The following is a 12,053-nucleotide window of genomic DNA, read 5'->3' as shown; positions in this document are numbered from 1 at the left end:
CGGGTCGTGCACAGCACCACCCACTCGAGAGAACCCGAGAAGGAGGACAACCATGCAGAAGGACATCATCCACAACGATCCGCTCGAAGACGACGAGGAGAACCGCAAGCCCAAGGTCGGCATCACCATCACCATCCCGATCCGCAACGCCGACGGCGGCAGCGACGAGGAGTGATCCATGGCCCGGCCGGTCCCCCCGGGGGCCGGCCGGGCTCCCTCCCCGACACCTGCCGCCCGCTCATGCGCAAGGAGCCACCGTGCGCGTTCTTCTCGTCAACATGCCCTGGTCACCGATCGATCTGCCCTCACTGGCCCTCGGCATCCTCAAACGAAGCGTCGACGAACACGTCCCGGATGCGACGTGTGAGGTTCTGCACGCCAACCTGGAATTCACCGACTGGATCACCAGCCGCACGGAGTTCACCGCCGAGGACTACGACTACTACGCGCTGTCCTCCTACTTCCTCGGCTGCGGTGACTGGGTTTTCTCCTCCGCCCTCTACGACGACCCGGAATGGAAGGACTCGGAGTTCGTCGCCGTGATGACGGACAAGCTGCGCCGGTCACGGATGCGCATGACCCGGGAACTGCACCGCGTCGTCCCCGAGTTCGTCGCGGATGTGGCCCGTCGGGTCGTGGAGCTCCGGCCCGACGTCGTCGGCTTCACGTCCACCTTCCAGCAGAACGCCGCGGCACTGGCCGCCGCACGGCAGATCAAACGCCTCGCCCCCCACGTCGTGACCGTCATGGGCGGCGCCAACTGCGACGGCGAACAGGGGGCCGCCGTCCACCGCAACTTCCCCTTCGTCGACTACGTGGTCCGCGGCGAGGGCGAAGCCGCCTTCCCCCGGCTGCTGACCGCGCTGCAGGGCGGCGACCGGGCCGCCGCGGCCTCGATCCCCGGGCTGTGCCACCGCACACCGGAGACCGCGCACATGGCCAACCCGATGCCGACCGGGCCGTTGCCGCCCGCCGCCATCCTGCCCCCCGACTACAGCGGCTACTTCGAGCGTCTCGCCGCCTGTGTCGCACACCAATGGGTGGAGCCGAAACTGGTCGTCGAAGGCGCGCGCGGCTGCTGGTGGGGGGAGAAGCACCACTGCACCTTCTGCGGTCTGAACGGTTCGTTCATGGAGTTCCGCAGCAAGAGCCCCGACACCTTCTACCAGGAAATCATGGACCTCGCGGAGCGCCATCGAGTGCTGGACATGTACGTGGTGGACAACATCCTGGACATGCGCTACCTCTCCACGGTCCTGCCCCGCATCATCGACAGCGGATACGACCTGCGCATGCACATCGAGATCAAGGCCAACATGCGGCGCCCGCAACTACAGGTCCTGGCGGACGCGGGGCTCATCTACGTCCAGCCCGGCATCGAAAGCCTCAACAGCCGGGTCCTCGACCTCATGGACAAAGGAGTCAGCGGCTGCCAGAACGTGCGCATGCTCCGCGACGCGGCGGAGACCGGGCTCGCGGTGTCATGGAACTACCTGCATGGCTTCCCCGGTGAGACGGCGGACGACTACGACCCCGTCATCCGCCAGCTCCCCGCGCTGGAACACCTCGACCCGCCGGTCGACCTCTCCGCCCGGATCGCCATCGAACGCTTCAGCCCGTACTTCAATCGGCCCGAACTGGGCTTCACCGGGCTGCGGCCCGAGCAGCACTACCTGTTCACGTACGACCTGCCCGAGGCGGAACTGCACGACCTGGCCTACGTCTTCCAGGCCCCGCAACGCGGTATCACGGAGCCGACGGTGGGCCGCCTCAACGACGGCCTCGCCACCTGGCAGAAGCACCATGCCGATGCCCGCCTCACCCACACCGACCTCGGTGACCGCATCGTGCTGGTCAGCAGGCGGCACTCGTTCGACTGGCGGACCATGGAGCTCACCGATCCGTTCGAGACGGCGGTGTTCCGGCTCCTGGACCAGCCGCACACCGCTGCCGCGCTGCACCGCAAGACGGTGGCGGCCTCCGCTTCCGCAGCGGGCGAGGAGCCGACACCGCGGGATCTCGAGGCTCTTCTGGAGAAGTGGGTCACCCTCGGCGTGGTGTTCACCGACGCGGGCCAGTACGTCCACATCGCCCCCGCCGCCGTGAACCAGGACCTGCTACGCCTGGATTACATGCGCCACGTCCACGCCCGCCGCGAGGCCGGCCTGCCCGCCGCCTCCCCGGCCGGCGCTCCGGACGAGCCGGCGCCGGCCCTGTCGTGATTTCCTGACCGTGACGAAGGACCACAGATGACAGCCACCGCATCGGACCTGACGATACGTGCCTGGCGCGACCACGACCCGCAAGCCCGCCGTCTGCCGGGCATGTTCCTGGGGCCCGTCCCGGTGACTCCGGACGCCGAGAACGTCAACCGCCTCTTCGCCGGGGGCGTCCGCCATGCCGAGCTGGACACGACCGTCGACCTCTCCACCACCGATCCCACGGCCCACCGCCCGGCGATCGACCGACTGCGCCTGGTCCGCGACCTGACCGCACACGCCGTCTCCGTCGACTGGGACCTTTGTCTGTCACCGGAGCATTCCGCACACCAGTGGAAGGTGCTGTCCCATCTGCACCCGCCACGCACGATCACCGGTCTCGCGGACGCCCAGGAGGCCCTGCACGCCTGGCGAACCCGCCACTACCTGTGCAAGCTCGTCTGGCGCCAAGGTCCGGGCTTCGTCCAGATCCGCGACCGTCGCTGGGGAGACCTGCGCCGCTTCACCGCCGACGAACCCCGCTACCAGGACGCCATCAGCCTTCTCGACCCCGGAGTTCACCACACCGGCGTGCCCGCCGACATACTGGAGGAGTTCACGGCCGAACACCTCGTCCTGCGAGTCGGTGAGCTGGCCTGGTGGCTGCCCTACCGGGTCTCCCGCTGGCTCCAGGAAGGCATGGCCGTGTGAACATCGGCTCCCACGGCCGACAAGGCTCCCGGGAGCCGGGCGTCGGTGTCCATGGGCGACCCGGCCGTCCGAAAGACAGCCCCAGTTCAGAATCGGTTCTCTGGCGGTAGCGCCATGGTCCGTCTTCAGAGATCATCTCGTATGGATCAGCGAGACGCAGAAAAGCCGAACCCGCTCCAGGAAGCGCTCTGGATCACGATCGGTTACGAAAACACAGATAAGGCCTCGACCATTAGGTCGAGGCCCTCATCCGCGTATCGCTCCAGGAGTTAGCGAGTGTCCGAGGGGGGACTTGAACCCCCACGCCCGATAAAGGGCACTAGCACCTCAAGCTAGCGCGTCTGCCATTCCGCCACCCGGACCAGGTGTCTGTCGCCCGACCGGGGTTGTTCCCCGCGGCGACAGGACAACAATACCAAGCTTTCGGAGTGCCTTTCACCTGCGTTCGGATCGGCATACCCGCAGGTGGAGGCCGTATCACCGAGCGTGCCCGGCCCGCTACCGTGCGGGCGGCGGCGCCCGCGGGGCCGGGCGGCGGCCCGGGGACGGGCGGCGCCTCAGGGGCAGCGCACGACCTGCCCGGCGTACGAGAGGTTGCCGCCGAAGCCGAACAGCAGGACCGGGTCGCCGCTGCTGACGCGCCCCTGTTCGACCAGCTTGGACAGGGCCAGTGGGATGCTGGCGGCCGACGTGTTGCCGGACTCGGTGACGTCCCGCGCGACGACCGCGTTGACCGCGCCGATCTTCTGCGCGAGCGGCTCGATGATCCGCAGGTTGGCCTGGTGCAGGACGACCGCGGCGAGGTCGACGGGGTCCACGCCCGCCCTCTCGCAGGCGCGCCGGGCGATGGGCGGCAGCTGGGTGGTGGCCCAGCGGTAGACGCTCTGCCCCTCCTGGGCGAACCGCGGCGGAGTGCCCTCGATCCGCACGGCGTGGCTCATCTCGGGGACGGAACCCCACAGCACCGGCCCGATCCCGGGCTCCGCGCCGGGTGCACAGGCCTCGACCACGGCCGCGCCCGCCCCGTCGCCGACGAGGACGCAGGTGGTGCGGTCGGTCCAGTCCGTCACCTCGGACATCTTGTCGGCGCCGATGACGAGCGCACGGGTGGCGGCGCCCGCCCGGACCGTGTGGTCGGCGGTGGCGAGCGCGTGCGTGAAGCCGGCGCAGACCACGTTGACGTCTATCGCGGCGGGCCCGGGGACGCCCAGCCGGGCGGCGACCCGGGCGGCCATGTTCGGGGACCGGTCGATCGCGGTGGAGGTGGCGACCAGCACCAGGTCGATGTCCGCCGGGGTGAGGCCGGCCGCGGCGAGGGCCTTGGCCGCGGCGTGCGCGGCGAGCTCGTCGACGGGTTCGTCGGGGCCTGCGATGTGCCGGGTGTCGATGCCCACCCGGCTGCGGATCCACTCGTCACTGGTGTCGACCATGCTCGCCAGGTCCGCGTTGGTGAGCACCTTCGCGGGCTGGTAGTGGCCGACGGCGGCGATGCGCGAGCCGTTCATGGGTGGTGGGTCCCCCTCGTTGCCTCGGTGTGGGCCCACCAGTCTGTTCAGTGACTCACGAGTACGACGGCAGGCAAGGCCACAGGAAACGGGCGCCCGAGTTGTCGGCTTCTTGCAGACTCCCGGGCGCCCGGACATGCTTCCGGATCAGCCGTCGAACAGTTCAGCCGCCGAACAACTGGGTCGCCTTCCGCACCAGTTCGTACACGCCGTACGCGAAGGGGGCGCCCACCCAGAGCCAGGCCACGGCGATCAGCCAGCGGCGGTCCGGCTCAGGCCGGCTGCTGTCGTTCGGCATCGACGGCCTCCCTCGGTGCGGGGATGTGGTGACGGATGTGGACGGGCCGGACCAGCTCGTTGGCGACGAACCCGACGACGAGCAGCCCGATCATGATGCCGAAGGACAGGGTGTACAGGTCGGAGCCGTGTCTGCCGGCGCTCTTCTGGTGGTCGGCGATCCAGTTGACGATCAGCGGACCGAGGACACCGGCCGTGGACCAGGCGGTGAGCAGCCGGCCGTGGATGGCGCCGACCTGGTAGGTGCCGAAGAGGTCCTTCAGGTAGGCGGGGACGGTGGCGAAACCGCCGCCGTAGAAGGAGAGGATCACCAGGGCGCAGAGCACGAACAGCGGCTTGGACGAGTCCCCGAACAGGACGATGAGCAGGTACATCAGGGCGCCCACGCCGAGGTAGACGCGGTAGATGTTCTTGCGGCCGATCAGGTCGGAGGTCGACGACCAGCCGATGCGGCCCGCCATGTTGGCGGCGGACAGCAGGGCGACGAACCCGGCCGCCGCGGACGCGGACACCGGGGTGGAGCTGTCGGCGAAGAAGTCCGTGATCATCGGGGCGGCCTTCTCCAGGATGCCGATGCCCGCGGTCACGTTCATGCAGAGCACGACCCACAGGCACCAGAACTGCGGGGTGCGGATCGCGCTGTTCGCGGAGACCTGGGCGCCCTCGAAGGCGCTCGGGGCGTCGGCGACCGGCTTCTCGGTGCGCGGGACGCGGATCAGCAGCACGCCGAGGGTCATGAACACGGCGTACGAAAGACCGTGCACCAGGAAGGCCAGCGCGATGCCATCGTTGTCACTGCCGAAGGAGGAGAGCATCTGCGCGGACCAGGGCGAGGCGATCAGCGCGCCACCGCCGAAGCCCATGATGGCGATGCCGGTGGCCATGCCCGGCCGGTCCGGGAACCACTTGATCAGGGTGGAGACGGGCGAGATGTAGCCGATGCCGAGGCCGATCCCGCCGACGAAGCCGTAGCCGAGGACGATCAGCCAGTACTGCTTGGTCTCGGCGCCGAGCGCGGAGATCAGGAAACCGGAGGAGAAGCAGATCAGGGCCACCGTCATGGCCCAGCGCGGTCCGTTGCGCTCGACGAGGGTGCCGCCGAACGCGGCCGACAGGCCGAGCATGACGATCGCGAGCTGGAAGGGCAGCGCGCTCTCGGTGCCGTTCAGGTGCAGCGCGGACTCGAGCGGCGGCTTGAACACGCTCCAGGCGTAGGCCTGGCCGATGGAGAGGTGGACGGCGAGGGCGGCGGGCGGGACGAGCCAGCGGCTCCAGCCCGGCGGTGCTACAGGGGGGCTGCTCATGAGTCCCCAACGGTAGGGGTGCGAGGGGCGGTTGAGAACCCGGCCGGCCGGTCGTCTGCGGTGAGCGGTATGCGGACCGCGCCGAACGGTCGGGGCCGGACCGCGGCGCACGCTCCATGTGCAGGACAATGAGAGGGCCGAGGCCACCAGCACGTACGTACAGAACCGGGGCTGATCAGGACATGGGACGAGTCACGGAACGACGCAAGGTCATCCGCATCCGCGACGGAGCGGTCGCCACCCGGCCGGACACGCTGGTCGCCGAGGAGCCCCTGGAGATCAGACTCAACGGGAAACCCCTGGCGATCACGATGCGCACGCCCGGCGACGACTTCGCGCTGGCGGCCGGGTTCCTGGTGAGCGAGGGGGTCCTGGCGGACGCCGGCGACCTGCAGAACATCGTCTACTGCGCGGGCGCCACGGCCGACGGGTCCAACACCTACAACGTGGTCGACGTGCGGACCACCCCGGGCGTCGAGCTCCCCGACTTCACCCTGGAACGGAACGTGTACACGTCCTCGTCCTGCGGGCTGTGCGGCAAGGCGAGCCTCGACGCGGTGCGTACGAGCACCCGCTGGCCGATGGCCGACACTCCCCCGGTGCGCGTGGGGCCCGCGCTGCTGGCGAGCCTCCCCGACCGGCTCCGCGCGGCGCAGCGGGTCTTCGACCGGACCGGGGGGCTGCACGCGGCGGCCCTGTTCACGGAGGAGGGGGAGCTGGTGGACGTCCGGGAGGACGTGGGCCGGCACAACGCGGTGGACAAGCTGGTGGGCCGGGCCCTGCAGAACGGTGAGCTGCCGCTGTCCCGTGCCGTCCTTCTCGTCTCCGGGCGGGCCTCCTTCGAGCTGGCGCAGAAGGCCGTGATGGCGGGCATCCCGGTGCTCGCGGCGGTCTCGGCGCCGTCGTCGCTGGCGGTGGACCTGGCGGCGGAGACCGGTCTGACCCTGGTCGGCTTCCTGCGGGGCAGCAACATGAACGTGTACGCGGGTGAGGACCGCATCGCCCTGCCCGCCACGGCCACCCAGGGCTGAGCGGTTCCCCGTCCCGTCGGCCGCGGGACCCGACCGACGGGACGCTTCCCCCGACGCCCTCTGCGCCCCCGGGCCGCGCCCCGGCCCGGCCTCGGTGCACGGGGTGGCGGGGCGCCGGTGGGAGCGGTCAGGGGCGGGTGAGGTGCACGTCGGCGGCGGTCGTGACCGTGCCGAGGCGGGGGAAGTCGAGCCGGACGGAGGCCTCGTGCTCGGCGGCCGTGAGGGCGGCCATGGCGTCCTCGACGAAGACGAGGTCGTAGCCGAGGTCGGCGGCGGCGCGGGCGGTGGACTCGACGCCGAGGTTGGTGGCGATGCCGCCGAACACCAGCCGGGAGACGCCCAGGGCGCGCAGCCGGGCGTCGAGGTCGGTCCCCTGGAAGCCGCCGACGGTGTGCTTGACGATCTCCACGTCCCCTTCCTCGCGCAGGCCCGCCACCAGCCCGCTGCCCGGCGGCTGCTCGGCGAGCGCGGGGCGCTCCACCCGGACGAGCACGACGGGGGCTCCGGCGGCGCGGAAGGCCGCGGCCAGCTCCTCGGCGGCGTGCAGGACTTCGGTGCCCTTGCGGGGCGCCAGGGGCAACGCGACGATACGGTCCATCAGGTCGACGAGGACGAGGGCCGTACGCGCCGGATCGAGCGTCAGGGGTGCGGTCATGACGGAACGTTAGCCGTCATGAGCCGTCCGTACCGGAAATCCGGATCAACAGGCACATGAACCGGTCGCGATAGCGCCCGCCCGTGTCCCGCGCGCCCGTGTCCCGCCCGTCAGGGGCGGGGCGTCCCGGTGGCCGCCGTCGGCCGTGACCGGGCCGTCGGGCCGGCCGGGGGCCCGGCCTGCTCCTGGGCCTGCGGGTCGCGGGCGCGGCGCTTGGCGATGACCGCGCAGACCATGAGCTGCATCTGGTGGAAGAGCATCAGGGGCAGTACGGCCAGCGAGGCGTGGGCGCCGAACAGCACGCTCGCCATGGGCAGCCCGGAGGCGAGGGACTTCTTGGACCCGGCGAACTGGATGGCAACGCGGTCCGCGCGGCCGAAGCCGAGCGCCCTGGCGCCGTACCAGGTCACCAGGAGCATCACCGCGAGCAGAGCGGCCTCCACCACGAGCAGCCCGCCCAGCCGGACGGCGCTGACCTGGTGCCAGATGCCCTTGACCATGCCCTCGCTGAACGCGGTGTAGACGACGAGCAGGATGGAGCCGCGGTCGACCAGGCCGAGGACCTTCTTGTGCCGTGTGACGAACGTGCCGATCCAGGGACGCAGCACCTGCCCGGCGACGAAGGGCACCAGCAACTGGAGCACGATCTTGACGATGGAGTCCGCGGAGAACCCGCCCCCGCTGTTGCCGAGCAGGGCGGCGGCGAGCAGCGGGGTCAGGACGATGCCGACCAGCGAGGAGAAGGAGCCGGCGCAGATCGCGGCGGGCACGTTGCCGCGGGCGATCGAGGTGAACGCGATCGACGACTGGATGGTGGAGGGCACCAGGGTCAGGAAGAGGAGGCCCTGGTAGAGCGGCTGGGTGAGGAGTACGGGCACCAGGCCGCGGGCGGCCAGGCCGAGTACGGGGAAGAGCACGAAGGTGCAGACCAGCACCGTGAGGTGGAGGCGCCAGTGCCGCAGTCCGTCGAGGGCCTCGCGGGTGGACAGGCGGGCGCCGTAGAGGAAGAAGAGGAAGGCGATCGCCGCCGTGGAGGCGCCGGAGGCCACGTCGGCGGCCGTCCCCCGGGCCGGGAGGAGCGCGGCGAGGCACACCGTCCCGAGCAACAGCAGGACGTACGGGTCGATCGGCATCCGGAGGGGCCGGCTCAGGCGTTTCACGGTGCTCCACTTACGGGTCGGTCAGGTGGTCACGGCGGCCGCTGCGGCCGGGTCTCCCGCGGGCCGGGAGGGCCCTCTCCATCGTCCCCCTCCCGAGGGCGATCGGGAATCCGGCATACCACTCTGACTGCCATCACGTTTTGCGATAACGTGTTCGCGTGTACGACCCTTCCCACCTGCGCACCTTCCTGGCGGTGGCCAGGACGCTCAGCTTCACCCAGGCGGCCCGTCGCCTGGGACTGCGCCAGTCGACGGTCAGCCAGCACGTGCGCAGGCTGGAGGACGCGGCCGGCCGGCAGCTGTTCTCCCGCGACACGCACTCCGTCGAGCTGACCGAGGACGGTGAGGCGATGCTCGGTTTCGCCCGCCGGATCCTGGAGGTGTACGAGCAGGCGGCGGCGTTCTTCACCGGCACCCGGGTGCGCGGCCGGCTCCGCTTCGGCGCGTCGGAGGACTTCGTGCTGACCCGGCTGCCGGAGATCCTGGAGGGTTTCCGCCACGACCACCCCGAGGTCGACCTGGAACTGACGGTGGAGCTCTCGGGCACCCTGCACGAACAGCTGGCCGCCGGGAAGCTGGATCTGGTGCTGGCCAAGCGGCGGGCGGAGGATCCGCTGGGCGAGCCGGTGTGGCACGACGACCTGGTGTGGATCGGCGCGGAACGGCTGCGCCTGGACCCCGACCGCCCGGTCCCGCTGATCGTCTATCCGCCACCGGGCATCACCCGCGCCCTGGCCCTGGAGGCGCTGGAACGCCAGGGCCGCGAGTGGCGCGTCGCCTGCACCAGCGGCAGCCTCAACGGCCTGATCGCGGCGGCGCGGGCGGGCCTGGGCGTGATGGCCCATTCGAGGGGCCTGATCCCACCGGGCCTGTTCCGCGTCCCGGACCGGGCGGGCCTGCCGGAGCTGGGCCGGGTCGACTTCGTCCTCGTGCACGGCCAGGGACGATCGGCCGCCCAGGGCGCGGCCGACGCGCTGGCGGCCGCGATCCTGAGGAGCGGAGCCCGCCTGCGCCACCCCTAGGGTCCCGGCCCGGTCGGCGCGGTGACGGAATCGGGTGGGACGGCGCTGTCATGAGTGGGTGACTCCGGGCTCGCGGCCGACCGGTCGGTAACCGGACGGGGGCGGTGACCGGGCCGTACAGATTCGGTGGAGATTACGGAGGCGGAACCTACCGCACCGTAGGTGTTCTGCCCGGCCCCTCCCGATGTGAGCGTATTTTCCGGACAGGAACGCGACCATACGAGAGCAATGCTCGTTTTCACACACCCTCCCGCGCGGTCTTGCGGTGGGGTAGCTTTCACGGCGCTGTGCGGAGCGTCACTACCGTCACTGTGGCACGAGAAGCGGGGAGCGGGGTTTGCGCGAGTTCACCAACCCGCCGTCGGCGTCGGCACCGCCGGTCGGCGGACTGGCCGACTGTGTGTTCGAGCATGCCCGGACGGACCCCCAGGGCACCGCCCTGGGCCGTAAGGACGAGCTCGGGCAGTGGCGCGACGTGACCTCCGGCGAGTTCCGCGACGAGGTGCTGGCGCTCGCCAAGGGGCTGCTGGCGCGTGGCGTCCGGTTCGGCGACCGGGTCGCGATCATGTCCCGCACCCGCTACGAGTGGACCCTGTTCGACTTCGCGCTGTGGACGATCGGCGCCCAGGTGGTGCCGGTCTACCCGACCTCGTCGGCCGAGCAGTGCTTCTGGATGCTGTACGACTCCGAGTGCACGGCCGCGATCGTGGAGCACGAGGACCACGCGATGACGATCGCCACCGTCATCGACCGGCTGCCGCAGCTGCGCCAGCTGTGGCAGCTGGACGAGGGCGCGGTGCAGGAGCTGTACGACGCGGGTGCGCACCTCGATGACGAGATCGTGCACCGGCACCGGCAGGCGGTCACCCCGGACTCGGTCGCCACGATCATCTACACCTCGGGTACCACGGGCCGCCCCAAGGGCTGTGTGATCTCGCACGGGAACTTCATGTACGAGGCGGACACGGTCGTCGGCCGCTGGGAGCCGGTGTTCCGTTCGAAGAAGAACGAAGAGGTCTCGACGCTGCTGTTCCTGCCGCTGGCGCACGTCCTCGGCCGGCTGGTCGAGGTGGCCGCGATCCGGCACGGCGTCCGCTTCGGCCACCAGCCCCAGCTGAGCGCGGCCGTGCTGCTGCCCGACCTGGCCGCGTTCAAGCCGACGTTCGTGGTGGCCGTGCCGTACATCTTCGAGAAGGTGTTCAACGCGGCGCGGCGGAAGGCGGAGAAGGAGGGCAAGGGCGGACCGTTCGAGAAGGCGGTCGAACTCGCGGTGAAGTACGCGGACGCGGTCGAGGCGAAGGCGTGGGGCACCGGGCCCGGCCCGTCGGCGGGGCTGCGCATGCAGCACCAGCTCTTCGACAAGCTCGTCTACTCCAAGGTGCGGGCCGCGCTGGGCGGCCGGATCCGCAACGCCGTGTCCGGCGGTTCGGCCATGGACCGCCGGCTCGGCCTGTTCTTCGCCGGGGCGGGGGTGCAGATCTACGAGGGCTACGGCCTGACCGAGTCGACGGCCGCCGCGACCATCAATCCCCCCGAGCGCACCCGGTACGGCACGGTCGGCCAGGCCATTCCCGGTGCCACCGTGCACATCGCGGACGACGGGGAGGTCTGGCTGCACGGCGGCAACGTCTTCCAGGGCTACCTCAACAACCAGAAGGCCACCGACGCCACCCTGCACGACGGCTGGCTCGCCACCGGCGACCTGGGCTCCCTCGACGAGGACGGCTATCTCACCATCACCGGCCGCAAGAAGGAGATCCTGGTGACCTCCGGCGGCAAGAGCGTCTCGCCGGGGGTGCTGGAGGAGCGGGTCCGTGACCATCCGCTGGTCAACCAGTGCATCGTGGTCGGCAACGACCGCCCCTACATAGCCGCCCTGGTGACCCTCGACACCGAGGCGGTCGAACACTGGCTGACCATGCGGGGCAAGCCGCAGATGTCCGCGGCCCAGCTGGTGCGCGACGCCGACCTGGAGACCGAGGTGCGGCGCGCGGTGGTGGCCGCCAACACCCTGGTCTCGCAGGCCGAGTCGATCCGTACGTTCCGTATCCTCGCGCAGCCGTTCACCGAGGAACACGGCTTGCTGACCCCGTCGTTGAAGCTGAAGCGCAAGGCGATAGAGAACGCCTACGCCAACGAGGTAGAGGCCCTGTACCGGGCCTGACGGCCC

The 12,053-nt window shown here is 70.4% G+C and carries 11 protein-coding genes and 1 tRNA gene; 6 read left to right on the top strand and 6 right to left on the bottom strand.

Annotated elements, in window-relative coordinates:
- The first annotated feature begins 52 nt into the window (after window positions 1-52).
- The 3 genes from AB0G52_RS36770 (at window position 53) to AB0G52_RS36760 (ending at window position 2,909) form a co-directional block, all read left to right on the top strand.
- Complete coding sequence (locus tag AB0G52_RS36770; protein ID WP_358981307.1) at window positions 53-175, top strand: hypothetical protein; 123 nt, start codon at window positions 53-55, stop codon at window positions 173-175.
- Between the two features lie 82 nt (window positions 176-257).
- Window positions 258-2,222 (top strand): RiPP maturation radical SAM C-methyltransferase, encoded by a 1,965-nt coding sequence (locus AB0G52_RS36765; protein WP_361342922.1) that lies wholly within the window; start codon window positions 258-260, stop codon window positions 2,220-2,222.
- A gap of 27 nt (window positions 2,223-2,249) precedes the next feature.
- Window positions 2,250-2,909: a DUF5825 family protein gene (locus AB0G52_RS36760; protein WP_132893673.1), complete on the top strand. Its 660-nt coding sequence runs from the start codon at window positions 2,250-2,252 to the stop codon at window positions 2,907-2,909.
- Window positions 2,910-3,186: 277 nt separating this feature from the next.
- Here AB0G52_RS36760 and AB0G52_RS36755 read toward each other — a convergent pair.
- The 4 genes from AB0G52_RS36755 to AB0G52_RS36740 form a co-directional block, all read right to left on the bottom strand.
- Window positions 3,187-3,271 (bottom strand) — tRNA-Leu (locus AB0G52_RS36755).
- 195 nt (window positions 3,272-3,466) lie between these two features.
- Window positions 3,467-4,414, bottom strand: coding sequence for a beta-ketoacyl-ACP synthase III (locus AB0G52_RS36750; protein WP_132893675.1), 948 nt, complete (start codon window positions 4,412-4,414; stop codon window positions 3,467-3,469).
- Window positions 4,415-4,577: 163 nt separating this feature from the next.
- Window positions 4,578-4,712, bottom strand: a complete 135-nt coding sequence (locus tag AB0G52_RS36745; RefSeq protein ID WP_361342917.1) for a hypothetical protein — start codon at window positions 4,710-4,712, stop codon at window positions 4,578-4,580.
- Window positions 4,687-6,015 carry an OFA family MFS transporter gene (locus AB0G52_RS36740; RefSeq protein ID WP_361342914.1) on the bottom strand — a complete coding sequence of 443 codons (1,329 nt, stop codon included), beginning with the start codon at window positions 6,013-6,015 and terminating at the stop codon, window positions 4,687-4,689. The genes AB0G52_RS36745 and AB0G52_RS36740 overlap by 26 nt, the downstream gene beginning before the upstream one ends.
- A gap of 182 nt (window positions 6,016-6,197) precedes the next feature.
- Between AB0G52_RS36740 and fdhD the strand changes: the two genes are divergently transcribed.
- Window positions 6,198-7,046, top strand: a complete 849-nt coding sequence (gene fdhD, locus AB0G52_RS36735) for a formate dehydrogenase accessory sulfurtransferase FdhD (RefSeq protein ID WP_361342911.1) — start codon at window positions 6,198-6,200, stop codon at window positions 7,044-7,046.
- 127 nt (window positions 7,047-7,173) lie between these two features.
- Here fdhD and AB0G52_RS36730 read toward each other — a convergent pair whose 3' ends face one another.
- The gene (locus AB0G52_RS36730; RefSeq protein ID WP_132893680.1) at window positions 7,174-7,701 is read right to left on the bottom strand and encodes an isochorismatase family protein; all 528 of its coding nucleotides are present in this window, start codon (window positions 7,699-7,701) and stop codon (window positions 7,174-7,176) included.
- A gap of 110 nt (window positions 7,702-7,811) precedes the next feature.
- Window positions 7,812-8,834, bottom strand: a complete 1,023-nt coding sequence (locus AB0G52_RS36725; RefSeq protein WP_207921912.1) for a bile acid:sodium symporter family protein — start codon at window positions 8,832-8,834, stop codon at window positions 7,812-7,814.
- 185 nt (window positions 8,835-9,019) lie between these two features.
- On the opposite strand from AB0G52_RS36725, the gene AB0G52_RS36720 reads away from it, so the two are divergent.
- Window positions 9,020-9,883 carry a LysR substrate-binding domain-containing protein gene (locus tag AB0G52_RS36720; protein ID WP_361342907.1) on the top strand — a complete coding sequence of 288 codons (864 nt, stop codon included), beginning with the start codon at window positions 9,020-9,022 and terminating at the stop codon, window positions 9,881-9,883.
- A 337-nt stretch (window positions 9,884-10,220) separates the two neighbouring features.
- Complete coding sequence (locus tag AB0G52_RS36715) at window positions 10,221-12,047, top strand: long-chain fatty acid--CoA ligase (RefSeq protein ID WP_361342904.1); 1,827 nt, start codon at window positions 10,221-10,223, stop codon at window positions 12,045-12,047.
- The last annotated feature ends 6 nt before the right edge of the window (window positions 12,048-12,053 follow it).

This window comes from Streptomyces sp. NPDC021562, from assembly GCF_040640875.1.
In the GTDB taxonomy this organism is placed as follows: Bacteria; Actinomycetota; Actinomycetes; order Streptomycetales; family Streptomycetaceae; genus Streptomyces.
Note: the sequence above shows the minus strand (reverse complement) of the source record. Positions and strands in the feature narration are given on the sequence as shown.

What these genes read in the sequence shown, in the direction of transcription:
- fdhD (WP_361342911.1), top strand. Translation starts at nt 6,198, where the DNA reads ATGGGACGAGTCACGGAACGACGCAAGGTCATCCGCATCCGCGACGGA.
- AB0G52_RS36760 (WP_132893673.1), top strand. Translation starts at nt 2,250, where the DNA reads ATGACAGCCACCGCATCGGACCTGACGATACGTGCCTGGCGCGACCAC.
- AB0G52_RS36750 (WP_132893675.1), bottom strand. Translation starts at nt 4,414, where the DNA reads ATGAACGGCTCGCGCATCGCCGCCGTCGGCCACTACCAGCCCGCGAAG.
- AB0G52_RS36770 (WP_358981307.1), top strand. Translation starts at nt 53, where the DNA reads ATGCAGAAGGACATCATCCACAACGATCCGCTCGAAGACGACGAGGAG.
- AB0G52_RS36745 (WP_361342917.1), bottom strand. Translation starts at nt 4,712, where the DNA reads ATGCCGAACGACAGCAGCCGGCCTGAGCCGGACCGCCGCTGGCTGATC.
- AB0G52_RS36730 (WP_132893680.1), bottom strand. Translation starts at nt 7,701, where the DNA reads ATGACCGCACCCCTGACGCTCGATCCGGCGCGTACGGCCCTCGTCCTC.
- AB0G52_RS36740 (WP_361342914.1), bottom strand. Translation starts at nt 6,015, where the DNA reads ATGAGCAGCCCCCCTGTAGCACCGCCGGGCTGGAGCCGCTGGCTCGTC.
- AB0G52_RS36725 (WP_207921912.1), bottom strand. Translation starts at nt 8,834, where the DNA reads ATGCCGATCGACCCGTACGTCCTGCTGTTGCTCGGGACGGTGTGCCTC.